The organism is Pseudomonas sp. IPO3778, assembly GCF_013386825.1.
Classification (GTDB): domain Bacteria; phylum Pseudomonadota; class Gammaproteobacteria; order Pseudomonadales; family Pseudomonadaceae; genus Aquipseudomonas.
The window spans coordinates 42908-66481 of sequence record NZ_JACARC010000051.1 but is presented as its reverse complement, the minus strand read 5'-3'; the positions used below and the strand labels follow the sequence as shown (position 1 = coordinate 66481).

Annotated in this window: 17 protein-coding genes and 1 pseudogene; 5 read left to right on the top strand and 13 right to left on the bottom strand. The window is 60.8% G+C overall.

Going from position 1 to position 23574, the window contains the following annotated elements; genetic code table 11:
* Window positions 1–11 precede the first annotated feature (11 nt).
* The 7 genes from HX855_RS25975 to HX855_RS25945 form a co-directional block, all read right to left on the bottom strand.
* Entirely contained in the window at window positions 12–245 is a 234-nt protein-coding gene (locus HX855_RS25975) for a hypothetical protein (protein ID WP_177084693.1), read from the bottom strand.
* 175 nt (window positions 246–420) lie between these two features.
* Window positions 421–942 (bottom strand): DUF6586 family protein, encoded by a 522-nt coding sequence (locus HX855_RS25970; RefSeq protein WP_177084674.1) that lies wholly within the window; start codon window positions 940–942, stop codon window positions 421–423.
* Window positions 943–1089: 147 nt separating this feature from the next.
* The gene (gene topA, locus HX855_RS25965) at window positions 1090–3711 is read right to left on the bottom strand and encodes a type I DNA topoisomerase (RefSeq protein ID WP_177084673.1); all 2622 of its coding nucleotides are present in this window, start codon (window positions 3709–3711) and stop codon (window positions 1090–1092) included.
* A gap of 114 nt (window positions 3712–3825) precedes the next feature.
* Window positions 3826–4062 carry a DUF1653 domain-containing protein gene (locus tag HX855_RS25960; RefSeq protein WP_010176359.1) on the bottom strand — a complete coding sequence of 79 codons (237 nt, stop codon included), beginning with the start codon at window positions 4060–4062 and terminating at the stop codon, window positions 3826–3828.
* Between the two features lie 97 nt (window positions 4063–4159).
* Window positions 4160–5335 (bottom strand): acetyl-CoA C-acyltransferase FadA, encoded by a 1176-nt coding sequence (gene fadA / locus HX855_RS25955; protein WP_010176360.1) that lies wholly within the window; start codon window positions 5333–5335, stop codon window positions 4160–4162.
* A gap of 29 nt (window positions 5336–5364) precedes the next feature.
* Window positions 5365–7512, bottom strand: a complete 2148-nt coding sequence (gene fadB, locus HX855_RS25950; RefSeq protein ID WP_177084671.1) for a fatty acid oxidation complex subunit alpha FadB — start codon at window positions 7510–7512, stop codon at window positions 5365–5367.
* 452 nt (window positions 7513–7964) lie between these two features.
* On the bottom strand, window positions 7965–8402 hold the full coding sequence (locus tag HX855_RS25945) for a hypothetical protein (protein WP_177084669.1): 438 nt from the start codon (window positions 8400–8402) through the stop codon (window positions 7965–7967).
* Between the two features lie 105 nt (window positions 8403–8507).
* Between HX855_RS25945 and HX855_RS25940 the strand changes: the two genes are divergently transcribed.
* Complete coding sequence (locus HX855_RS25940) at window positions 8508–8945, top strand: universal stress protein (protein WP_088424514.1); 438 nt, start codon at window positions 8508–8510, stop codon at window positions 8943–8945.
* A gap of 198 nt (window positions 8946–9143) precedes the next feature.
* Here the strand turns inward: HX855_RS25940 and HX855_RS25935 are convergent, their stop codons facing one another.
* Window positions 9144–11066 carry an ATP-binding cassette domain-containing protein gene (locus tag HX855_RS25935; protein WP_177084667.1) on the bottom strand — a complete coding sequence of 641 codons (1923 nt, stop codon included), beginning with the start codon at window positions 11064–11066 and terminating at the stop codon, window positions 9144–9146.
* Window positions 11067–11278: 212 nt separating this feature from the next.
* On the opposite strand from HX855_RS25935, the gene HX855_RS25930 reads away from it, so the two are divergent.
* Window positions 11279–13207, top strand: coding sequence for a transglycosylase SLT domain-containing protein (locus tag HX855_RS25930; RefSeq protein ID WP_177084665.1), 1929 nt, complete (start codon window positions 11279–11281; stop codon window positions 13205–13207).
* An 85-nt stretch (window positions 13208–13292) separates the two neighbouring features.
* Here HX855_RS25930 and HX855_RS25925 read toward each other — a convergent pair.
* Both HX855_RS25925 and HX855_RS25920 read right to left on the bottom strand, forming a co-directional pair.
* A pseudogene (locus HX855_RS25925) lies at window positions 13293–14057 on the bottom strand (Fic family protein); the annotation flags it as partial.
* 63 nt (window positions 14058–14120) lie between these two features.
* The gene (locus tag HX855_RS25920) at window positions 14121–15887 is read right to left on the bottom strand and encodes an ABC transporter transmembrane domain-containing protein (RefSeq protein ID WP_177084660.1); all 1767 of its coding nucleotides are present in this window, start codon (window positions 15885–15887) and stop codon (window positions 14121–14123) included.
* 254 nt (window positions 15888–16141) lie between these two features.
* Here HX855_RS25920 and HX855_RS25915 point away from each other — a divergent pair, with 254 nt between their 5' ends.
* Complete coding sequence (locus HX855_RS25915; protein ID WP_177084658.1) at window positions 16142–16315, top strand: PA1571 family protein; 174 nt, start codon at window positions 16142–16144, stop codon at window positions 16313–16315.
* A 51-nt stretch (window positions 16316–16366) separates the two neighbouring features.
* On the opposite strand, the gene pdxB is transcribed toward HX855_RS25915, so the two are convergent.
* Complete coding sequence (gene pdxB / locus HX855_RS25910) at window positions 16367–17509, bottom strand: 4-phosphoerythronate dehydrogenase PdxB (RefSeq protein WP_177084657.1); 1143 nt, start codon at window positions 17507–17509, stop codon at window positions 16367–16369.
* Between the two features lie 311 nt (window positions 17510–17820).
* Here pdxB and HX855_RS25905 point away from each other — a divergent pair, with 311 nt between their 5' ends.
* Entirely contained in the window at window positions 17821–19209 is a 1389-nt protein-coding gene (locus tag HX855_RS25905; protein WP_177084655.1) for an MATE family efflux transporter, read from the top strand.
* Here HX855_RS25905 and tusA read toward each other — a convergent pair.
* Window positions 19206–19457 (bottom strand): sulfurtransferase TusA, encoded by a 252-nt coding sequence (gene tusA / locus HX855_RS25900; RefSeq protein ID WP_003218998.1) that lies wholly within the window; start codon window positions 19455–19457, stop codon window positions 19206–19208. The two genes, HX855_RS25905 and tusA, sit on opposite strands and share 4 nt — an antisense overlap.
* 106 nt (window positions 19458–19563) lie before the next feature.
* Window positions 19564–20637 (bottom strand): 23S rRNA (cytidine(2498)-2'-O)-methyltransferase RlmM, encoded by a 1074-nt coding sequence (gene rlmM / locus HX855_RS25895; RefSeq protein WP_177084653.1) that lies wholly within the window; start codon window positions 20635–20637, stop codon window positions 19564–19566.
* 191 nt (window positions 20638–20828) lie between these two features.
* On the opposite strand from rlmM, the gene acnA reads away from it, so the two are divergent.
* On the top strand, window positions 20829–23570 hold the full coding sequence (acnA, locus tag HX855_RS25890) for an aconitate hydratase AcnA (protein WP_177084651.1): 2742 nt from the start codon (window positions 20829–20831) through the stop codon (window positions 23568–23570).
* The last annotated feature ends 4 nt before the right edge of the window (window positions 23571–23574 follow it).

Below are 23574 nucleotides of genomic sequence, written 5' to 3'. Positions count from 1 at the left end.
GCTCGCCACAATCAGTGAAGAATCCGCGAACCGTCTTCCTTCTCCGGCTCGCCTTCAGCCAGGCGTCCAGCCATCTGCACACCTACGCTCAACATGGCTTTTGCCACTTCCACGTGCTGACCTTGCAGGAACGCTTTTGCGTCCTCGGAAAAATCCAAAATAACCAGAGAACCCTCGTCCTCAGCCCGGCGCAGCTCGATTCGGCCGTCGGGCAGTTCAACAATTTCCAGAAAGGACGTTGGCATAAAAGTCTGTTCTCCACGAAAGGCCGGCATTATATCAGTCTTGTGGCGAGCGGGCTTGCCCGCGTTGGGCTGCACGGCCGTTGCCCCGACAGCTGACATTGCTAGACCTGAAACGCCTTGACGCTGCTTCGCAGCGCAACGGGAGCAAGCTCCCTCGCCACAAAAGCGCCAGCCCTCAGCACTCGTTCAACCCGTCCCGAAACCTGATGGCCAGCTTCTTTAGCGCCTGCCGCCAGCTTTCCAGCTCTTCCCGGCTCAATGGCTCAGGCCCTTCTTCGTCCAGGCTCACTGCCACGATCAGCGGTTGAGTCACGTCGCCTTTGGGGGTGTGTTTCACCCGTGGCGGCTGAAACATCTCGGCGTGAGCCACCAGCAAACGTGCCAGCCAGCTGTCCGGGCTCTGCGCCATCTCCACCAGTTCGGCCAACTCCGGAATCGCCATGGACTCCAGCACATCCCGGTTGATGATCATCTCTGCCCGAGGCGAACCAGCCTGCGGCAAGCGATAGAACCCGGCGATCTCATGGCACAAGCCCAGCAAGGCGCCGTACAGGTGGAACAGCGCGGCTTCACGCCCGGCCTGCACCAGCGCGATAGCGTTCATCTCCTTTCCTTCCTCGGCACGGCCAAGGGCTTCCAGGGACAAACCCGCGAAGTAAATTTTCTGGTTGGTACGGGTATAGAGTTCGTTGGCCATGACGGCAGTCTCCACAACGAATAAAGCGTGACGCTGGCTGTGTAGGAGCGAGCTTGCTCGCGAAGACCTAAAGGATAACGCGTTTAGCCAGAATGCCCGTGTTATCGTTGACGACCTTCGCGAGCAAGCTCGCGCCTAGAGCCTGGATCAAGCGCCCTGGCGCTTGTCCTCGACCTTCCACTTGCCACCGTCGTAGAACGCTTTCCAGCCGGTAGGCTTGCCTTCAACCTCGGTCTGTACGTACTGCTCCTTGGTCTTGCGGCTATAGCGGATCACGGACGGGCGGCCATCCGGGTCCTTCTTCGGCGCTTCGCAGAGGAAGTGGTACTTCGGATCGATCTCGTCCTTGTGGGGCACGATCTCAATCACCAGCGGGGCACGGGTCTCGCGGTTTTTCGGGAACTGGCTCGCGGCCAGGAACAACCCCGAAGCGCCGTCACGCAGGATGTAGGTGTCGTTGACCTTCTCGCACTTGAGTTCAGGCATCTTCACCGGGTCCATCTTCGGCGGCGCCGCGTCACCGCTTTTCAGCAGTTTGCGGGTGTTCTTGCAGGTCGGATTGGTGCAGCCGAAGAACTTGCCGAAACGGCCGGTCTTGAGCTGCATCTCGCTGCCACACTTGTCGCATTCCAGGCTCGGACCTTCGTAGCCCTTGATGCGGTAAGTGCCTTCTTCAATCTCGTAGCCGTTGCAATCCGGGTTGTTACCGCAGATGTGCAGCTTGTGCTTCTCGTCCAGCAGGTAGGCGTCCATCGCCGTGCTGCAGATCGGGCAACGGTGCTTGCCACGCAGTACCAGCGACTCGGATTCACCCTCGTCATCGGCAGCGATTTCATCACCCGGCACCAGGTTGACGGTGGCCTTGCAACGCTCTTTCGGCGGCAGGCTGTAACCCGAGCAACCGAGGAACACACCGGTGGACGCCGTACGAATCTGCATCGGGCGACCGCAGGTGAGGCACGGAATGTCGGTCATCACCGGCTGGTTGGCACGCATGCCGTTCTCGGCGCTTTCCGCTACTTCGAGTTTCTTCTTGAAGTCGCCGTAGAACTCGTCGAGCACGTTTTTCCAGTCGCGCTCGCCCTGGGCCACGTCATCGAGGTTCTCTTCCATGCCGGCGGTGAAGCCGTAGTCCATCAGGTTGGAGAAGCTCTCAGACAGGCGCTCGGTGACGATATCGCCCATCTTTTCCGAGTAGAAACGACGGTTGTGCAGCGCTACGTAGCCACGATCCTGGATGGTGGAGATGATCGCCGCGTAGGTCGAAGGACGACCGATACCGCGTTTTTCCATTTCCTTGACCAGGCTGGCTTCCGAATAACGCGCCGGCGGCTTGGTGAAGTGCTGGGACGGGTCGAGCTTGATCAGCTTCAACACATCGCCCTGGGCCATGTCCGGCAGCACGTCGTCATCGCCCGGCTTGGCGATTTGCGGCATCACACGGGTGTAACCGTCAAACTTGAGGATACGGCCCTTGGCGCGCAACTCGAAGTCACCCGCGCCAACGCTGACGGTGGTAGACAGGTATTGCGCCGGCAGCATCTGGCAGGCCAGGAACTGGCGCCAGATCAGCTCGTAGAGGCGCTCAGCATCGCGCTCCATGCCGCTCAGCTTGCTTGGCTCGGTATTGGCATCGGAGGGACGAATCGCTTCGTGAGCCTCTTGTGCACCTTCCTTGCTGCTATAGACGTTCGGCTTCTCCGGCAGGTACTTCTTGCCGAACTCGCTTTCAATATAAGTGCGCGCCATCGCCACCGCGTCCTGCGACAGGTTGGTGGAGTCGGTACGCATATACGTGATGTAGCCCGCTTCATACAGACGCTGGGCCATCATCATGGTCTTCTTCACCCCAAAGCCCAGGCGGTTGCTCGCGGCCTGTTGCAGGGTGGAGGTGATGAACGGCGCCGACGGCTTGCTGCTGGTGGGCTTGTCTTCACGCTTGACGATGCTGTAGCTGGAAGACTTGAGCTTCTCCAGCGCGGCCATGGCCTGGGCTTCGTTGAGCGGCTTGAAGGCCTCGCCTTTCTCGCGGGCCACTTCAAAGCGCACGTTGTTGCCCTTGGCGGTGCCCAGGTCAGCATGCACTTCCCAGTATTCTTCGGGGTTGAACGCACGAATCTCGCGCTCACGCTCCACGACCAGCTTTACCGCAACCGATTGCACACGGCCGGCGGACAGGCCACGGGCGATTTTCGCCCACAGCAGCGGCGAGACCATGTAACCCACGACGCGGTCGAGGAAGCGACGGGCCTGTTGGGCATTGACGCGATCAATGTCCAGTTCGCCCGGCTTGGAGAACGCTTCCTGGATCGCCTTCTTGGTGATTTCGTTGAACACCACGCGCTTGTAGCGGCTGTCGTCACCCCCGATGGCTTCCCGCAGGTGCCAGGCAATAGCCTCCCCTTCGCGGTCCAAGTCGGTTGCGAGATAGATGGTGTCAGCATCTTTGGCGAGCCGGCGCAGCTCTTCGATGACCTTTTCCTTGCCCGGGAGGATCTCGTACTTGGCTTTCCAGCCATGATCGGGATCGACACCCATGCGCGAGACCAGCTGCTTGCGCGCTTTCTCTTTAGGCGTGAGCACCGGACCTTCGCCCGCAGCCGCCTTGCCGCGCTTGGCGGCTGGCTCCTTGCTGGCGCTAGCCGAACCGCTGGTGGGCAGGTCTCGGATATGGCCGATACTCGACTTCACCACGTACTCGTTACCCAAGTACTTGTTGATGGTCTTGGCCTTAGCCGGGGATTCCACAATGACCAGCGATTTGCCCATGGATCGGAAAATTCCTGAATTCGAGAAGTGAAAGGCGGTTGGCGCCTGACGCGGCAACGCTATATATAGTGGCAACAAGGTGAGGTCAAGCGCAGCATTCTGCGCGGCCTGCCTTTATTGCGCGGAAAAAAGGCTGGGTTCGACCTGGATCAAAGCAAAGCGCGGGACCTGTTCACCGTCAACTTCGACGGTCTCCAGGAACATGCTCAAGGGACGCACCCAAAAGCCGTAATCGCCATACAGTGCTTGGTAAAACACCACTTCCTCTTCGGTCTCGGAATGCCGCGCCACATTAAAAACGCGGTACTGCGGACCTTTATAATGTTGGTAGAGCCCTGGTTCGACTTTCATGCTCTGGCCCTCTTACAAAATTTGTTAAAAAAAAATATAAAAAATTCCAAAAAACAAAAACCGGGGCACTGGGCCCCGGCTTCCGTCAGCGAAACGTTTAGATACGTTCGAAGACGGTGGAGATGCCTTGGCCGAGACCAATGCACATGGTTGCAACCCCCAGGTTGCCGCCATTTTGCTTCATCACGTTAAGCAACGTGCCGGAGATACGTGCACCGGAACACCCGAACGGGTGACCCAAGGCAATCGCGCCACCGTGCAGGTTAACCTTCTCGTTCATCTTGTCGAGTACTTTCAAATCTTTCAGCACTGGCAGGGCCTGTGCGGCGAAAGCTTCGTTGAGCTCGAAGAAGTCGATATCGGAGATGGTCAGGCCTGCGCGCTTCAATGCTTTTTGTGTGGCCGGTACTGGACCATAGCCCATGATCGCCGGGTCCACACCTGCAACAGCCATCGAGCGAATCACGGCCATCGGCTGGATGCCCAGGTCCTGGGCACGCTGGGCCGACATCACGATCATGCACGAAGCACCGTCAGTGATCTGCGACGAAGTACCGGCTGTCACGGTGCCGCCCTTTGGATTGAAGGCTGGCTTCAACGCCGCCAGGCTTTCCAGGGTGGTGTCCGGACGAATGGTTTCGTCGTAGTCGAACAGTTTCAGGAAACCGTTCTCGTCATAGCCGTTCATCGGGATGATTTCATCCTTGAACTTGCCTTCCAGCGTCGCCTTGTGGGCGAGTTGGTGGGAACGCAGGCCGAAGGCGTCCTGGGCTTCGCGGGTAATGCCGTGCATTTTGCCGAGCATTTCTGCGGTCAGGCCCATCATGCCCGAGGCTTTCGCCGCATACAGGGACATGTGCGGGTTCGGATCCACACCGTGCATCATGCTGACGTGGCCCATGTGCTCCACGCCGCCGACCACGAACACATCACCGTTACCGGTCATGATCGCTTGTGCAGCGGTGTGCAGGGCGCTCATGGACGAGCCACACAGGCGGCTGACGGTCTGGCCGGCAGCGGTGTGCGGGATCTGCGTCATCAAGGAAGCCATGCGGGCGATGTTCCAGCCCTGCTCCAGGGTCTGGTTCACGCAGCCCCAGATCACGTCTTCGACTTCGTTGGGGTCGACCTTGACGTTGCGTTCCAGCAGTTTGCTGATCAGGTGCGCCGACATGTCTTCAGCACGGGTGTTGCGGTGCATGCCGCCCTTGGAGCGGCCCATCGGCGTGCGACCGAAGTCGACAATCACGACGTCTCTTGGATTCAAGCTCATAAATATTCTCGCTCTAGTCGTCTGGGCACTTAACCGAAGAAGCTCTGGCCGTTCTTGGCCATTTCGCGCAGCTTCGCAGTCGGGTGGTACAGCGGGCCCAGATCAGCGTATTGATCAGCCAGGGCAACGAACTCGGCCACACCGATGGAATCGATGTAACGCAGCGCACCACCACGGAATGGAGGGAAACCAATACCGTACACCAGGCCCATATCGGCCTCGGCTGCGGTTTCAACGATGCCGTCTTCCAGGCAGCGCACGGTTTCCAGGCACAGGGCGATCATCATCCAGTTGACGATGTCCTCGTCGGACACCTCACGCTGTTCGTAGATGACCGGCGCAAGCACTTCGTGAACCGACGGGTCGGCCACTTTCTTCTGCTTGCCCTTCTTGTCGGCCTCATAGGCGTAGAAGCCCTTGCCGTTCTTCTGCCCCAGGCGCTTGGCCTCGTACAGTGCGTCGATCGCCGAGCGGCGGTCGTCTTTCATACGGTCCGGGAAGCCTTCAGCCATGACATCACGACCGTGGTGGCCGGTGTCGATGCCGACCACGTCCATCAGGTACGCCGGGCCCATTGGCCAGCCGAATTTTTCCATGACCTTGTCGATGCGCACGAAATCTACGCCGGCGCTGACCAGCTTGGCGAAACCGCCGAAGTACGGGAACAGTACGCGGTTGACCAGGAAGCCCGGGCAATCGTTGACGACGATCGGGTTCTTGCCCATTTTCTTGGCGTAGGCAACGGTGGTGGCAACGGCCAGCTCGCTGGACTTCTCACCACGGATCACTTCCACCAGCGGCATCATGTGCACCGGGTTGAAGAAGTGCATGCCGACGAAGTTTTCCGGACGCTTGAGGGCTTTGGCCAGCAAGGTGATGGAAATGGTCGAGGTGTTGGACGCCAGGATGGTGTCGTCTTTAACCTGGGCTTCAACTTCAGCCAGTACCGCCTGCTTGACCTTAGGGTTCTCGACAACCGCTTCGACCACCAGGTCGACGTGGCCAAAATCGCCGTAGGACAGCGTAGGACGAATGCCGTTAAGCACTTCCGCCATTTTTGCTGCGGTCATGCGGCCTTTATCAACGCGGCCCACCAGCAGTTTCGCGGCTTCCGCCAGACCCTGCTCGATACCGTGCTCGTTGATGTCCTTCATCAGGATCGGCGTGCCTTTGGACGCCGACTGATAGGCGATACCGCCGCCCATGATACCGGCGCCGAGTACGGCAGCCTGTTTCACGTCGCGGGCGATTTCGTCGTAGGCCTTGGCCTTTTTCTTCAGTTCCTGATCGTTCAGGAACAGACCGATCAAGCTCTGCGCAGCAGAGGTCTTGGCCAGTTTGACGAAGCCGGCGGCTTCGATTTCCAGGGCTTTGTCGCGACCGAAGTTCGCGGCTTTCTGGATGGTCTTGATGGCTTCAACCGGCGCCGGGTAGTTCGGGCCGGCCTGGCCTGCCACGAAACCTTTGGCGGTTTCGAACGACATCATTTGTTCGATGGCGTTGAGCTTGAGTTTTTCAAGCTTTGGCTGGCGCTTGGCCTTGTAGTCAAACTCGCCGCTGATGGCGCCTTTGATCAGGTTCAGTGCGGCTTCTGCCAGTTTATCGGGAGCAACCACGGCATCCACGGCACCGACTTTCAGCGCCTCTTCAGCACGGTTTTCCTTGCCGGCGGCGATCCACTCGATGGCGTTGTCGGCACCGATGATGCGCGGCAGGCGCACGGTACCGCCGAAGCCCGGGTAGATGCCCAGCTTGACTTCCGGCAGACCGATTTTGGCGGTGGCAGACATGACGCGGAAGTCGGCGGCCAGGCACATTTCCAGACCGCCGCCCAAGGCGATGCCATTGATCGCGGCAACGGTCGGCACGTTGAGGTCTTCGAAATCGCTGAAAATCTTGTTGGCTTCGAGGTTGCCAGCCACAAGCTCGGCATCGGGCAGCTTGAAGTTGTCGACGAATTCGGTGATGTCAGCGCCGACGATGAACACGTCCTTGCCGCTGGAGACGATCACGCCCTTGACCGATGCATCTGCTTTGATGGTGTCTACGGCCTGACGCAATTCATTCAGGGTTAGACGGTTGAACTTGTTGACGGACTCACCCTTGAGGTCGAATTTCAATTCGACGATGCCACTTTCAAGAGCCTTAACCGTGATGGCTTTACCTTCGTAAATCATCAACTGATCTCCACGATATGGAAGCTGAACAGTACACGTCGGACGCAGGACTCAGCGCAGGCACTGACGTTACCGTCGATGCTAACGCCAATTTGCCAGGCACACCCGCCAACGCGATAGTCGGGATTCTGTACGAACGGTCTGAAGGACAAACGCTCAATTCATACGCCCGTTTGATTTGGGTACGTCACCTTCAGCCAAATCCGATGAATTGTCAATCGCTCGAAAGGGCCGTAAAAACGCGACTTTTCAGTCATTTCAGAACCCGGGGCAGCCGGCGTCGCCCCGCCAATGTTTAATCATTCGCGAAATCAATAATGAGAAATTTGATTTAAAGGGCTGTACAGAACGGAATATACGGCTAGGCTAGCGGCACGTTAAACGAATTACCGGCCTGCCTGGCCAACTCCAGCCCGATGATACTTTCGGGCTTTTTAACGCCCGCAAAACACTCAGGCCAGTGCCTTGAGCACCGCATCAATGTCCTGCAACACGCTCAACTCGCCCTTCTCGCCCCAGTACAGGGTGATCATTTGCTTGTCGGCTTCGACCTTGTAGACGTTCTCAGGCAGCGTCGCAAAATGTGGCAACAACTTTTCATCGACGCAGACTTCCTGCCACTGATTGACCCAAACCCCCGGCTCCAACTGCCAGTAACTCCAGGTCACCCGCTTGGTGCCTCGCCGTGGCCGGTGATACTGCGCGCACGGGCTCGGTGGCTCGTGCTTGAGCCAGTGCGGCCAGTCCTGGGGCGTCAGTTGCATGGCCAGACCGATGCGCCGCGCCTCCATACGCAAGGCCATGCGCCCACTCGAATGGCGCGAAGGACGCAACCACGCCAAGGGGCTTAAAACCAGCGCAAGGATTGACACCACTATCCAGACCGTCATATGTGTACTCCCGAATTTCTTGATGAGCGGATTTGACCTGACGCAACCCCATCCGCTTGAAACCAGCCATACTGAACTTATCGCTTTCCTTTGGAGGAACTCCTCATGCCCTACGAACATATTCTGGTCGCCGTGGACCTGACCGAAGAATGCGACCCCGTGATCAAGCGGGCCGTAGGCCTTGCAGGCGACTCGGTGAAACTGTCCCTGGTGCATATCGTCGAACCGATGGCCATGGCCTTTGGTGGCGACGTGCCGATGGACCTTTCCCAGCTGCAACAGCAGCAGTTCGACCAGGCCAAGGAACGCCTTGAGCGACTGATCAACAAGTACCCCGCCCTGAAAAAAGACCAGAGCCACCTGACCTACGGCCAGCCGCGCCAGGAAATCCACCACCTGGCCAAGGAGCAAGGTTGCGACCTGATCGTGGTCGGCAGCCATGGCCGCCACGGCCTGGCCTTGCTGCTGGGTTCCACCGCCAATGACGTACTGCACGGCGCACCGTGCGATGTGCTGGCAGTGAAACTGGTAAAGAGCTCGTAAGACCGACGGCGATCTAATGTGGGAGCGGGCTTGTGTGGGAGCGGGCTTGCTCGCGAATGCGGCGTATCAGTTAACGTAAATATTGACTGATCCACCGCATTCGCGAGCAAGCCCGCTCCCACATTTGAACTGTATTTCATACAAAAAACCCGGTGTTCATTCAGACGAACACCGGGTTTTTTATTGCAGCAGAATCAATCAGGCATCCAGCTCGGCCCAGCGCTCAACCAGTACATCCAGTTCGGCCTGCAACTGCTCAAGGGACGCAATCACCTTGGCGGTTTCAGCCGCAGGACGCTGATAGAAACCCGCGTCAGCCATTTCAGCTTCAACGGCGGCGATCTGCTGTTCCTTGGCGTCGATATCGCCCGGCAGTGCTTCCAGCTCCCGTTGCAGCTTGTAGCTGAGCTTCTTCTTCGCAGCCGCAGGCGCTTCTTGCGCTGGAGCAGGGGCCGCCGCCACCGGAGCAACCACAGCCGACGTCAGGTCAGCCTTGCCGGATTTGCTTTCGGTCACGCCCAGCAGGCGCGGCGAGCCGCCCTGACGCAGCCAGTCCTGGTAACCACCAACGTATTCGCGAACCTTGCCTTCACCTTCGAAAACCAGGGTGCTGGTAACCACGTTGTCGAGGAATGCCCGGTCGTGGCTGACCATCAGCACGGTGCCGTTGAAAGTCAGCAAGACCTCTTCCAGCAGTTCGAGGGTTTCCACGTCGAGGTCGTTGGTCGGTTCGTCGAGCACCAGCAGGTTGGCCGGCTTGCTGAACAACTTGGCCAGCAGCAGGCGCGCACGCTCACCACCCGACAAGGCCTTGACCGGCGTACGCGCACGCTGCGGGCTGAACAGGAAGTCGCCCAGGTAGCTCAGCACGTGGCGGCTCTGGCCGTCGATGTCGATAAAGTCGCGACCTTCGGCGACGTTGTCGATCACGGTTTTTTCCAGGTCCAACTGGTGGCGCAACTGGTCGAAGTAGGCCACGTCGATGCGCGTGCCCTCTTCCACTTTACCGCTGGTGGGTTGCAGGCCATTGAGCATCAGTTTGAGCAAGGTGGTCTTGCCGGTACCGTTGGCGCCGAGCAGGCCGATACGGTCGCCGCGCTGCAGGACCATGGAGAAGTCCTTGATCAGGAACGGGCCGTCCGGGTGATGGAAGCTGACGTTTTCCAGCACCATCACCTGCTTGCCCGACTTGTCGGCGGTGTCCAGCTGGATATTGGCCTTGCCGGTGCGCTCACGACGCTCGCTGCGCTCGTTGCGCAGCGCTTTGAGGGCACGCACGCGGCCTTCGTTACGGGTGCGGCGGGCCTTGATGCCCTGGCGGATCCAGACTTCTTCCTGGGCCAGTTTCTTGTCGAACAGCGCGTTGGCCGTGTCTTCAGCAGCCAGCGTGGCTTCTTTGTGCACCAGGAAGCTGGCGTAGTCGCCGTTCCAGTCGATCAGGCCGCCACGGTCCAGTTCGAGGATGCGGGTTGCCAGGTTCTGCAGGAAAGAACGGTCGTGCGTGATGAACAGCACGGCGCCCTGGAAATCCTTGAGGGCTTCTTCAAGCCAGGCGATTGCGCCGATGTCCAGGTGGTTGGTCGGTTCGTCGAGCATCAGCAGGTCCGGCTCGGACACCAGGGCCTGGGCCAGCAGTACACGACGACGCCAGCCGCCGGACAATTCGGCGAGGGTCTTGTCGGCCGGCAGTTGCAGGCGGCTCAAAGTGCTGTCGACCAGTTGCTGCAGGCGCCAGCCATCACGGGCTTCGAGGTCCTGCTGGACGTGCATCAGCTTGTCCAGGTCTTCTTCGGTGACGCAGTTCTGCGCCAGGTGATGGTATTCGGCGAGCAGTGCGCCCACGCCGTCCAGGCCTTCGGCGACCACGTCGAACACTGTCCGTCCGTCGGCCACCGGCAATTCTTGCGGCAATTCGCCAATCTTGAGGCCCGGCGCGCGCCATACAGAGCCCTCGTCGGGCTTCTGGTCGCCCTTTACCAGCTTCATCATGCTGGACTTACCGGTGCCGTTGCGGCCGATGATGCACACCCGCTCACCACGGGCGATCTGCCAGGACACCTTGTCCAACAACGGCATAGCGCCGAAAGCAAGGGACACATCGCTGAATTTGAGCAGGGTCATACGCTTCTCCAAAAACTGGGCGCGCATTCTACCTGACTTAGGGCTTGAGGCGGCCGGCATTTTCGCCACTGACATGTTCTGTTGGACATTTGGGATGAACTTGAACGAAGCGACCGGCAAAGCTTTCACCGGCCGCGGGCAAAAGGCTAAGCTAGGGGCAATCAGTGTCGGCGACGTCGGCACTAGTCCAGTTTCCTCTGCACGGACGTCTCATGCGCAGTCGCCTTTTCAGCTTTTTATCTTGTCTGCTTCTTTCTGCCACCGCCGTTCAATCCGCCCAGGCCGTGGACCTCACCACCCAACGTCAATATTACGATGAAGCCAAACGAGCCCTCGCCAAAGGCGACAGCGGCCCGTATTTCCAATACAGCCAGGCCTTGGCCGACTACCCGTTGACGCCTTACCTGGCCTACGACGAATTGACCGCGCGCCTGAAAACCGCCAGCAACGAAGAGATTGAACAATTCCTCGCCAAGAACGGCGACCTGCCCCAGGCCAACTGGATGAAGCTGCGCTGGTTGCGCTGGCTGGCCGACCGTGGCGATTGGCAAACCTTTGAAAAGTACTACGACGCAAAACTCAATTTCGTCGAACTGGACTGCCTCCATGGCCAGTTCCAGCTAACCCACAACCTCAAGGCCGAAGGCTACAAAACCACCGAGAAGCTATGGCTGACCGGAAAATCCCAGCCTGCCGCCTGTGATGCAACCTTTGGCCAGTGGGCCGCTGACGGCCAATTGACCGAACAGAAAATCTGGGACCGCGCCAAGCTGGCCGCCGAAGCCCGCAACTACCCGCTGGCCAACAGCCTGGTGAAAACCCTGCCAACCCTCGGTGCGCAGGGCCGCCTGATGGTGGACGTGGCGCAAAAGCCCGACATGCTCAGCGACCCGTCGCGCTTCCTGCCGGCCAACGAGGCCATGTCGGACGCCGTGGGCCTGGGGCTTCGCCGCCTGGCACGCCAGGACCCGGACAAGGCCATGGCCCTGCTCGACGGTTATGCCAGCAGCATGCACTTCTCTCGTGACGAAAAAGTGTCGATCGCCCGGGAAATCGGGCTGACCCTGGCGCGCCGCTACGACCCGCGCGCCCTCGACGTGATGACCCAATACGACCCGGAGTTGCGGGACAACACCGTTTCCGAATGGCGCCTGCGCCTGCTGCTGCGCCTGGCGCGCTGGGAAGATGCCTACCAGTTGACCCGCAAGCTGCCCCAGGATTTGGCCACCACCAACCGCTGGCGCTACTGGCAGGCCCGCAGCCTGGAACTGGCAGAGCCGAAAAGCCCGCAACCCCTGGTGCTGTACAAGAGCCTGGCCAAGGAACGGGATTTCTACGGGTTCCTGGCCGCGGACCGCTCCCAGTCACCGTATCAACTGAACAACAAGCCGCTGGTGATGAGCCAGGCGCTGATCAACAAGGTGCGTAACACCCCGGGCGTACGCCGTGCCCTGGAGTTCTATGCCCGTGGCCAAATCGTTGATGGCCGCCGCGAGTGGTACCACGTCAGCCGGCACTTCAACCGCGACGAAATGGTCGCCCAGGCCAAGCTGGCCTACGACATGAAATGGTACTTCCCGGCGATCCGCACCATCAGCCAGGCGCAGTACTGGGACGACCTGGACATTCGCTTCCCGATGGCCCACCGCGACACCCTGGTGCGTGAAGCCAAGATCCGCGGCGTGCATTCAAGCTGGGTGTTTGCGATCACCCGCCAGGAAAGCGCCTTTATGGACGACGCCCGCTCCGGCGTCGGTGCCACCGGCCTGATGCAACTGATGCCCGGCACCGCCAAGGAAACCGCGCGCAAGTTCAGCATCCCGCTGGCTTCGCAGCAGCAGGTGCTCGACCCCGACAAGAACATCCAGCTCGGTGCCGCGTACCTGAGCCAGGTCCATGCCCAGTTCAACGGCAACCGCGTGCTCGCGACCGCTGCCTACAACGCCGGCCCTGGCCGTGTGCGCCAATGGCTGCGCGGCGCCGATCACTTGAGCTTCGACGTGTGGGTGGAAAGCATTCCATTCGACGAAACCCGCCAGTATGTGCAGAACGTGCTGTCTTATTCGGTGATCTACGGGCAGAAGCTCAATGCGCCACAGCCGCTGGTGGATTGGCATGAGCGGTATTTTGATGATCAGTAAAGGGAGCAGCCGCAAGCGGCAAGCTTGAAGCTGACAAAAAATGCCCGCATTGAGATGCGGGCATTTTTTATGGTGCTGCCGGGGGCTCGCTTTGCACGGCTTCTGCAAGCGCAAGGTTCAACGCTTGCAGCATGAACTCGACAAAGGGAGTGGCCTCTGCCTGCTGGTCTGCCGCCGACAGGGCAGCGTAATAGGCATCCTGCTGCTCGCGGATCACGGCCTCTACCGGCAAGTAAGCCAGCACCGGACGCCACTGACTGAGAATCAGGGTTTGCCACAGGCGGCCCATGCGACCGTTTCCATCGGCAAAAGGATGGATAAACTCGAATTCGTAGTGAAAGACGCAACTGACGATCAGCGGATGCCAGTCAGAGGCTGACTGCCACTTCAGCAAATCATCAACCAAGTGAGTAACACGACTCGCCGGTGGCGCCATGTGCACCAACTGTTCGCCCCGATAGATCCCTACGCCCGCCTGACGAAACCGACCCGCATCGTCGATCAATCCATACATCAACAACTCATGGGCACGCAGCAGGTCCGCCCGCACACCCGGCGCCCACTGCGGCATCGCCTCATAAGCAGAAAAAGCGTTGCGTACTTCCTGAATCTCCCGAGGCAAACCCAGTACACGCTTGCCCGCCAACACCGCGGTCACCTGCTCGACACTCAGGGTATTGTTCTCGATTGCCAGCGACGCTTGAATCGTACGAATCCGGTTGCCACGCCTCAATTGCGGGGTCTGCCGGGTGTCGTCGCCAGCCGAAAGCTGACCAATCTGCTCACTGATATCAGCAACCAGACTCAACATCCTGGCAGTCAGGGTCAACGGAGGTTGATAACGGCTCATATCCTCATCCAAGTTCATTACGAAAGCCCACATAATGCCCTAAGGGAAGGTCGCACTACAGCCTCAATCCGCGTCAGCCCCATCACTGAACTGCAACGCCGCCAACCGCGCATACAGCGGATTACTCGCGATCAACTGCTGATGCGTTCCCACCGCCACCAGCTTGCCCTGGTCCATCACGGCAATCCGATCCGCGTTCTTCACCGTGGCCAACCGGTGGGCAATCACCAGCGTGGTGCGCCCTTGCATCAACTGCGGCAGCGCTTGCTGGATCAGGTGTTCGCTCTGAGCATCCAGCGCGCTGGTGGCTTCGTCCAGCAGCAGGATCGGCGCGTCCACCAACAACGCCCGGGCGATGGCCAGGCGTTGGCGCTGCCCGCCGGAGAGGCCCATGCCGCCGTCGCCCAGGTGGGTCTGGTAGCCATCGGGCATTTGCAGGATGAAGTCGTGGGCATGGGCGATGCGTGCCGCCTCTTCGACCTGGGCAAAGGTGGCCGACGGGTTGCCGTAGCGGATGTTCTCTTCGACGGTGCCGAAAAACAGCGCCGGGCTCTGGGACACCAGGGCGAAACCACGACGCAGGTCCAGCGGGTCGAGGTCGGTCAGCGGGTGGCCTTCAAGCAGAATGCGGCCTTGCTGCGGATCGTAGAAGCGCAGCAACAGATCGAAAATGGTCGACTTGCCAGCGCCGGACGGGCCAACCAGGGCGAGGGTTTCACCGGGATTGATGCTCAAGCTCAAGCCGTCGATGGCAAAACGATCCGGGCGCGACGGATAGGAGAAGCGCAGTTCCTGGATTTCCAGACGGCCACTGACCCGCTCCGGCAGCGTGATGACGCCGGCCTCGGGCGCCTTGATCTCATTGCTCGACTGCAACAGCTCGCCAATCCGCTCTGCCGCACCGGCGGCGCGCTGCAACTCACCCAACACCTCGCTCAACGTGCCGACGGCGCTGCCGACGATCAAGCTATAGAACACGAACGCCGCCAGTTCACCGCCGGAAATACGCCCGCCAATCACGTCCATGCCGCCCACCCAGAGCATCACGCCCACAGCGCCCAGCACCAGCATGATCACCAGGGTGATCAACCACGAACGCTGCAGGATACGCTTGCGGGCAGTGTCGAAAGCCTCTTCCACCGTCACGGCGAAGCGTTGCTCGTCCTGCACCTGATGGTTGTAGGCCTGCACCGTCTTGATCTGGCCAAGGGTCTCGGACACGTAGCTGCCCACATCGGCGATACGGTCCTGGCTCAGGCGCGACAGGCTGCGCACCCGACGGCCGAAGATCAGGATCGGCGCCAGCACCAGCGGCAGCGCGATCACCACGATGCTGGTGAGCTTGGGGTTGGTGACAAACAACAGCACGATCCCGCCGATCACCATCAGGGCGTTGCGCAGGAACAGCGACAGCGAGGAACCGATCACCGATTGCAGCAAGGTGGTGTCGGTGGTCAGGCGCGACTGGATTTCCGAGCTGCGGTTGTTTTCATAAAAGCCCGGGTGCAGGTAGATCAAATGGTTGAACACCTGCCGCCGGATGTCCGCCACCACCCGCTCGCCGATCCACGACACCAGGTAAAACCGCGTGAAGGTGCCCACCGCCAGGCCCATCACCAGGACCATGAACAGGCCAATGGACTGGTTGAGCAGGTGCGGTGACTGGGTCATGAAGCCCTGGTCCACCAGCAGGCGGATGCCCTGCCCCATGGACAAGGTGATGCCGGCGGTGACGATCAACGCCAACAAGGCTCCGAGGGCCTGCCAGCGATAGGGAGCGACGAAGCGGCTGGCCAGGCGAATCGCGCGGCGTTGACGGGCTGAGAGCATGAGGGGTTCACCTGAAGGTTGGAGACGGGCACCTACACAGCTACATGGGGGGAACTTGGACGAATCACAATGAGTCAGGTTAATTATGCTTACCGGACCCAGCGCCTAGAGGCTATCGGTCTAAGGCCCGGCTGGAAATTTGTATCGGTTTCTGCTGGACTGGGCATTCGATCCGCCAACCGTGTATGGAGTTGTAACAACGCGGTCATGGGGGGGTTTTAGAGTAGGTACACAACCTGATGAGGAGACGGGCCATGTCCTTGCAAAACAGCAGCGATGCCAAGATTGAAGTGATCCGCCAGCCGCAGCAGTTGCCTTGCTCGTACATCGACGCTCAAGGCCGCGAAGTGCAAATCACCGAAGAGATGATCCAGAGCGCATGCGCCGAACTGGAGCAGAAATTGGTCAAGCCTGCCAAGCACGGCTGATTCGTCCACGCTCTTTTAAACCCGGCCTTGATGGCCGGGTTTTTTATGGCCTCAGATAACCTGAGCACCCAACGCCAAGACGATGTTCGACAAAGCGGCAGACTCGACGCTGAGCCGTACCTTCAAGCCATCAATCTCACGGCGCTCCGGGTAGTGCTTGCGCAGCAGGTCAAACGCCTTGCGCTGCTCGTCCACGGTACCGACCAGGCTGCGGCGGAAATCCGCGTCGTCACGGCGCGGGTCATACACGCCGCGGCAAAGTGTCGCCAGGGCCCAGGCCGGGTCGGTACCAGGATTTAAGCTGACTTCGGCCAACCAGGGTTCGGGCAGCAGGTCGCTGAGTTGAATCGTCGGTTCCTGGCCAAGATGCTGGCAAAACGCCTGATATATCTGCGCCGTACCGCGCTGCTTGCCGTCCAGGCTGTAGCCGGCGATATGCGGGGTGGCCAGTACACACAAGTCGGCCAGGTCGACGTCCACCTGGGGCTCGCCTTCCCACACATCCAGCACTGCCTGCAGGTCTTCGCGGTCCAGCAGCACGGCCTTGAGGGCGGCGTTGTCCACCACCGGGCCACGGCTGGCGTTGATCAGCCAGGCGCCGGGCTGGAGCTGGTTGAGGCGCTCGCGGTCGAACAGGTGCCAGGTCGAACCGTTGCCGGATTTGTTCAGCGGCGTGTGCAGGCTGATCACATCGCATTGCTCGACGATCTGTTCCAGGCTGACGTAATCACCGTCCTCGGCGATCTGCCGCGGCGGGTCGCACACCAGCACCTTCCAGCCCAGGGCCTTGAGCACCTTGACCAGGCGCCCGCCAACTTCACCGGCGCCCACCACGCCGTAGGTGCGCTGGGCCAGGTCGGCGCCTTCGATCTCGGCCAGGGTCAGCAGGCTGCCCAGTACATAGTCGACCACGCCACGGGCGTTGCAGCCGGGGGCGCTGGACCACTGGATGCCGGCGCGCTGGAAGTAATCGAGGTCGAGGTGATCGGTGCCGATGGTGCAGGTGCCGACAAACCTTACCTGTGTGCCTTCGAGCAAGGCCCGGTTGACGTTGGTCACCGAACGCACCAACAGCACATCGGCCTGCTCAACGGTCGCGCGGTCGATGGACCGGCCCGGCACTCGGCGAATCTCGCCAAATCCTTCGAAGAATGCATCGAGCAGCGGGATATTTTCGTCGGCAACAATCAGCATGGCAGGCTCCTTTCGCGGATCAGCAGTGTACAGCGGTTTTCCTTGTGGCGAGGGAGCTTGCTCCCGCTGGAGTGCGGAGCGCTCCCAAATGAAGCAACGTGTTTTTTTCAGGTACACATCGGTTGCCCGTTCTGGGGCTGCTGCGCAGCCAGCGGGAGCAAGCTCCCTCGCCACAGCAAGCTCCCTCGCCACAAAAAGCAATCTTTGCGCGCAGAAGTGCTTACAAATCCACAACACAGGTTTTTTCCTGACCAACACGTCAGGGCGTAGAATGCGCCGTCCTGCGCTCCCCCTTTATCGGACATCTGTACGTGAACACTGCCGCAACCACCCCCGCCCTCTCCCGCCCCGCCCGCGTCAGCCTTGAGGTGCGCAACCTGCTGGCCCTGGCCCTGCCGATCATGATCGGGCAACTGGCGACCACCGCCATGGGTTTTGTCGATGCCGTGATGGCCGGGCGTGTCAGCGCCCGGGACCTGGCGGCGGTCGCCCTGGGCAACTCCATCTGGATCCCGATCTACTTGCTGATGACCGGCACCCTGCTGGCCACCACGCCAAAAGTCGCCCAGCGCTTTGGCGCCGGCACCCACGCTGAAATCGGCCCGCTGGTGCGCCAGTCGATGTGGCTGGCGCTGATGGTGGGGATTACCGCGTTGCTGCTGCTGATCAGCGCCGAACCGATCCTGCACCTGATGAACGTCGATCCCGAGCTGATCAAACCGTGCATGGGTTACCTGCACGGCATCGCCTCGGGCATGCCGGCGATTGCGCTGTATTACGTGCTGCGGTGCTTCAGCGACGGCCTGGGCCGCACACGGCCGAGCATGGTCATGGGCCTGTGCGGCCTGGCACTGAATATTCCGCTGAACTACGTGTTCATCTACGGCCACTTCGGCGTGCCGGCCATGGGCGGCGTCGGCTGTGGCTGGGCCACCGCGATCGTGATGTGGGTGATGACGCTCGGCCTGGCCGCCTGGACCCGCTGGGCGCCGGTCTATCAGAGCAGCGAGCTGTTCAAGCGCTTTGACTGGCCGCAGTGGTCGGTGATCAAACGCGTCTTGAGCATTGGCTTGCCGATCGGGATTGCGGTGTTTGCCGAGTCGAGCATCTTCGCGGTGATTGCGCTGCTGATCGGCAGCCTCGGCGCCACGGTGGTGGCCGGGCACCAGATCGCCCTGAACTTCAGCTCGCTGGTGTTCATGATCCCCTACTCCCTGAGCATGGCGGTCACCGTGCGGGTGGGCCAGGCCATGGGCCGTGGCGAGCCCCGTGAGGCACGCTTCGCCGCCGGTGTGGGGATGGGCACCGCGCTGGTGTATGCCTGCCTGTCCTGCAGCCTGATGCTGCTGTTGCGTGAACCGATCGCCACCCTTTACACCTCAGACCCGCGGGTAATCCAGGTGGCGGCGATGCTGATTGTGTTTGCGGCGCTGTTTCAGTTCTCGGACGCGATCCAGGTCACGGCCGCCGGTGCCTTGCGCGGTTACCAGGACACGCGGGTGACCATGGTGCTGACGCTGTTTGCGTATTGGGGCGTCGGGTTGCCGGTGGGCTATGCGCTGGGGCTGACCGACTGGCTGGGCCAGGCCAGCGGCCCGAGCGGCCTGTGGCAGGGGCTGATCGTGGGCCTGAGCTGTGCGGCGGCGATGCTGGTGATCCGCCTGATGCGCAGTGCACGCAAGCGGATTCGCCGGGTTTAAGCGGACTTCTTGCGGATCCAGTACAGGTAAGTACCGGCCTGTTCCTGCTGGTCCACCAGCTCATGGTCGAGAAACACGCAGAACTTGGGGATGTCGCGACGGGTCGACGGGTCGGTCGCGATGACCTTGAGCAAGCCACCGGGCGCCAGGTCACGGATGTGCTGGTGCAGCATCATCACGGGTTCCGGGCAGTTGAGGCCGGTGGCGTCGAGAACGGCATCGACGGGTAAATCAGGGGTCAGGCTCATGGTTTACTCCTAAACAGGCCGGCATTTTAGCGGTAATGCGGGGCGCCAGGTAGTCAGCGGCGCCCTCAAGGTTTTCGCGAGCGAGCTCGCGCCTACAGGGGGCGGGTTACCGGGCCTTGGGCTTCTTCACATCCAGCCGACGCAAATGGCAGGTCACTTCTTCACGGTCGTGGTACAGCTGCTTGCAGCCGATTTCCACCCGAATGCCCCGCTCCTTGAAGCCTTCCGCGATGCGGTCGAGCAAGCGCTTCACTTCGGCATAACGCTGCTTCATCGGCAACTTCAGGTTGACCACCGCCTCGCGGCAATGTCCCTCGCCAATCCAGGTTTCCAGCAGGGCCGCGTTACGCGCCGGTTTCTCGACGATGTCGCAGACCATCCAGTCCACCGGCTGCTTGGGCGTGTAGATGAAGCCGTCAGCCATCAAATGCTGCACCAGGCCGGTGTCCATCAGGCTTTCGGCCATAGGGCCGTTGTCGATGGCGGTCACCAGCATGCCACGGTTGACCAGTTGCCAGGTCCAGCCGCCGGGCGCTGCGCCCAGGTCGACGCCGGTCATGTCGCTGTGCAGGCGCTCGTCCCACTGATCCCGGGGGATAAAGTGGTGCCAGGCTTCTTCCAGCTTCAGGGTCGAGCGGCTGGGTGCGTCCCGGGGGAACTTCAGGCGCGGAATGCCCATCGGCCACATCGCCGAGTTGTTCGACTCGGCCAGGCCCATGAACACTTCACGGCCACTCTTGAAGGTCAGCAGCAGGCGCGGCTTGCTGGCGTCTTCCACCAGTTTGCCGGCGGCCATCAGCGCCTTGCGCAGGTGCCCTTCGAATTTCTTGCAGAAGTTCGACAGTTCTTTGCCATCGTTGGTGTCGACCATTTCCAGCCACAGGCTGCCGCACACCGGGAAATCCCGCAGGTGCGCCAAAATCACGCTGATGCGGTCGGTTTCCGGCAAATCGATGAACACCCCGCGCGCCCACTGCCTTGGGAAGATCAGCTCGGCAAAACGCTGGCCGCGCATCAGGCGCTGGGCGCCGTCTTCTTCGGTGCACACAAATTCGGCGCAGGCGCTGCCGGTCTTGGCCTTGGCGTAGCCCGAAACGTTCAGGCGCGCGGCGTGCTCCGCGATCTCGGAACAGACTTCGCCTTCAAAACCCGGGCGGCAGTGCATAAAAAGGGTGTTCATCAACTCTCCTGGATCACGGACTTGCTGTAGCGCAATGCCTGTCATGAAAACGCGCGCATGATAGCCGAGTTCGGAACCTTGGACTTATTGATAGAGTCCAGTAATTAGCCAGCTACTTAAAACAGGGCTAATTTGTAAGCTCTGTTCGTCCCGTCAGGTCCGTAGCCGTGCGGACCATAAGGAGTCATGTAATGTCATCCCTTGATAGCCTGAGAACCCTTAAAACCTTACAGATCGACGACAAGACCTATCACTACTTCAGCCTGCCCGAAGCCGCCAAGAGCCTGGGTGACCTGGACAAACTGCCGATGTCCCTCAAGGTGCTGCTGGAAAACCTGCTGCGCTGGGAAGACGAAAAGACCGTCACCGGCGCCGACCTCAAGGCCATTGCCGCCTGGCTCAAGGAGCGCCGCTCCGACCGCGAGATCCAATACCGCCCGGCCCGGGTGCTGATGCAAGACTTTACCGGCGTGCCCGCCGTGGTCGACCTGGCCGCCATGCGCGCCGCGGTGGCCAAGGCCGGCGGTGACCCACAGCGCATCAACCCGCTGTCACCGGTAGACCTGGTGATCGACCACTCGGTGATGGTCGACAAATTCGCCACCACCGGCGCGTTCCAGGAAAACGTCGACATCGAAATGCAGCGCAACGGCGAACGTTACGCCTTCCTGCGTTGGGGCCAGAGCGCCTTCGACAACTTCAGCGTGGTGCCACCGGGCACCGGCATCTGCCACCAGGTCAACCTGGAATACCTCGGCCGCACGGTGTGGACCAAGGATGAAGACGGTCGCACTTACGCCTTCCCCGACACCCTGGTAGGCACCGACTCCCACACCACCATGATCAACGGCCTCGGCGTACTGGGCTGGGGCGTGGGCGGGATTGAAGCGGAAGCCGCGATGCTCGGGCAGCCGGTGTCGATGCTGATCCCGGAAGTGATCGGCTTCAAGCTCACCGGCAAGCTGAAAGAAGGCATCACCGCCACCGACCTGGTGCTGACCGTCACCCAGATGCTGCGTAAAAAGGGTGTGGTCGGCAAATTCGTCGAATTCTATGGTGATGGCCTGGCCGACCTGCCCCTGGCCGACCGCGCCACCATCGCCAACATGGCCCCGGAATACGGCGCCACTTGTGGTTTCTTCCCGGTGGACGACGTAACCCTGGACTACCTGCGCCTGTCGGGCCGTCCGGCCGAAACCGTCAAACTGGTGGAGGCCTACACCAAGGCCCAGGGCCTGTGGCGCAACGCCGGCCAGGAGCCCATCTTCACCGACAGCCTGGCCCTGGACATGGCCAGCGTCGAAGCCAGCCTGGCCGGGCCGAAGCGTCCGCAGGACCGCGTCTCCCTGCCTAACGTCGGCCAGGCCTTCAGCGACTTCCTCGACCTGCAATTCAAACCGACCAACAAGGAAGAAGGCCGCCTGGAAAGCGAAGGTGGTGGCGGTGTTGCGGTAGGCAATGCCGACCTGATCGGTGAAGCCGACTACGATTTCGAAGGCCAGACCTATCGCCTGAAAAACGGCGCCGTCGTGATTGCGGCGATTACCTCCTGCACCAACACCTCCAACCCGAGCGTGATGATGGCCGCCGGCCTGGTAGCGAAAAAGGCCGTAGAGAAAGGCCTCAAGAGCAAGCCCTGGGTGAAAACCTCCCTGGCGCCGGGCTCGAAAGTCGTCACCGATTACTATAAAGCGGCGGGCCTGACCCAGTACCTCGACAAGCTGGGCTTCGACCTGGTGGGTTATGGCTGCACCACCTGCATCGGCAACTCCGGGCCGCTGCCCGAGCCGATCGAAAAAGCCATCCAGAAAGCCGACCTGGCCGTGGCCTCGGTGCTCTCGGGTAACCGTAACTTCGAAGGCCGGGTGCACCCGCTGGTGAAAACCAACTGGCTGGCCTCGCCGCCCCTCGTCGTGGCCTACGCACTGGCCGGCACCGTGCGCATCGACATCAGCAGCGAACCTCTGGGCACCGGCTCCGATGGAAAACCGGTGTACCTGCGGGACATCTGGCCCAGCAGCAAGGAAATCGCCGACGCCGTCGCCCAAGTCAGCACCGGCATGTTCCACAAGGAATACGCCGAAGTGTTTGCCGGTGACGAACAGTGGCAAGCCATTGAAGTGCCGCAGGCCGCGACCTACGTGTGGCAGAAGGATTCGACCTACATCCAGCACCCACCGTTCTTCGACAACATTGGTGGGCCACTGCCGGTGATTGAGGACGTCAAGGCCGCCAACGTGCTGGCACTGCTGGGGGACTCCGTGACCACCGACCACATCTCCCCCGCCGGCAACATCAAGACCGACAGCCCGGCCGGCAAATACCTGCGCGAGCAAGGCGTCGAGCCGCGGGACTTCAACTCCTACGGTTCCCGTCGCGGCAACCACGAAGTGATGATGCGCGGCACCTTCGCCAACATCCGCATCCGCAACGAAATGCTCGGCGGTGAAGAAGGCGGCAACACGATCTACATCCCGACCGGCGAGAAAATGCCGATCTACGACGCCGCGATGAAATACCAGGCGTCGGGCACTCCGCTGGTGGTGGTCGCCGGCCAGGAATACGGCACCGGTTCAAGCCGCGACTGGGCCGCCAAGGGCACCAACCTGCTGGGGGTCAAGGCGGTGATCGCCGAGAGCTTCGAGCGGATTCACCGCTCCAACCTGGTGGGCATGGGTGTGCTGCCGCTGCAGTTCAAGCTGGACCAGAACCGCAAGGCACTCAAGCTGACGGGCAAGGAGAAGATCGACATCCTCGGGCTGACCGATGCCCAGATCGAACCGCGCATGAACCTGACCCTGGTGATCACCCGCGAAGATGGCAGCAGCGAGAAGGTCGAGGTGCTGTGCCGCATCGACACCCTGAATGAGGTCGAGTACTTCAAGGCGGGCGGGATCCTGCACTACGTGTTGCGGCAGTTGATAGCCTCGTAACTGA

Excerpts from the sequence above, each read along its gene's own strand:
- HX855_RS25975 (WP_177084693.1), bottom strand. The coding sequence starts at position 245 with ATGCCAACGTCCTTTCTGGAAATTGTTGAACTGCCCGACGGCCGAATC.
- HX855_RS25970 (WP_177084674.1), bottom strand. The coding sequence starts at position 942 with ATGGCCAACGAACTCTATACCCGTACCAACCAGAAAATTTACTTCGCG.
- topA (WP_177084673.1), bottom strand. The coding sequence starts at position 3,711 with ATGGGCAAATCGCTGGTCATTGTGGAATCCCCGGCTAAGGCCAAGACC.
- HX855_RS25960 (WP_010176359.1), bottom strand. The coding sequence starts at position 4,062 with ATGAAAGTCGAACCAGGGCTCTACCAACATTATAAAGGTCCGCAGTAC.
- fadA (WP_010176360.1), bottom strand. The coding sequence starts at position 5,335 with ATGAGCTTGAATCCAAGAGACGTCGTGATTGTCGACTTCGGTCGCACG.
- fadB (WP_177084671.1), bottom strand. The coding sequence starts at position 7,512 with ATGATTTACGAAGGTAAAGCCATCACGGTTAAGGCTCTTGAAAGTGGC.
- HX855_RS25945 (WP_177084669.1), bottom strand. The coding sequence starts at position 8,402 with ATGACGGTCTGGATAGTGGTGTCAATCCTTGCGCTGGTTTTAAGCCCC.
- HX855_RS25940 (WP_088424514.1), top strand. The coding sequence starts at position 8,508 with ATGCCCTACGAACATATTCTGGTCGCCGTGGACCTGACCGAAGAATGC.
- HX855_RS25935 (WP_177084667.1), bottom strand. The coding sequence starts at position 11,066 with ATGACCCTGCTCAAATTCAGCGATGTGTCCCTTGCTTTCGGCGCTATG.
- HX855_RS25930 (WP_177084665.1), top strand. The coding sequence starts at position 11,279 with ATGCGCAGTCGCCTTTTCAGCTTTTTATCTTGTCTGCTTCTTTCTGCC.
- HX855_RS25920 (WP_177084660.1), bottom strand. The coding sequence starts at position 15,887 with ATGCTCTCAGCCCGTCAACGCCGCGCGATTCGCCTGGCCAGCCGCTTC.
- HX855_RS25915 (WP_177084658.1), top strand. The coding sequence starts at position 16,142 with ATGTCCTTGCAAAACAGCAGCGATGCCAAGATTGAAGTGATCCGCCAG.
- pdxB (WP_177084657.1), bottom strand. The coding sequence starts at position 17,509 with ATGCTGATTGTTGCCGACGAAAATATCCCGCTGCTCGATGCATTCTTC.
- tusA (WP_003218998.1), bottom strand. The coding sequence starts at position 19,457 with ATGAGCCTGACCCCTGATTTACCCGTCGATGCCGTTCTCGACGCCACC.
- rlmM (WP_177084653.1), bottom strand. The coding sequence starts at position 20,637 with ATGAACACCCTTTTTATGCACTGCCGCCCGGGTTTTGAAGGCGAAGTC.
- acnA (WP_177084651.1), top strand. The coding sequence starts at position 20,829 with ATGTCATCCCTTGATAGCCTGAGAACCCTTAAAACCTTACAGATCGAC.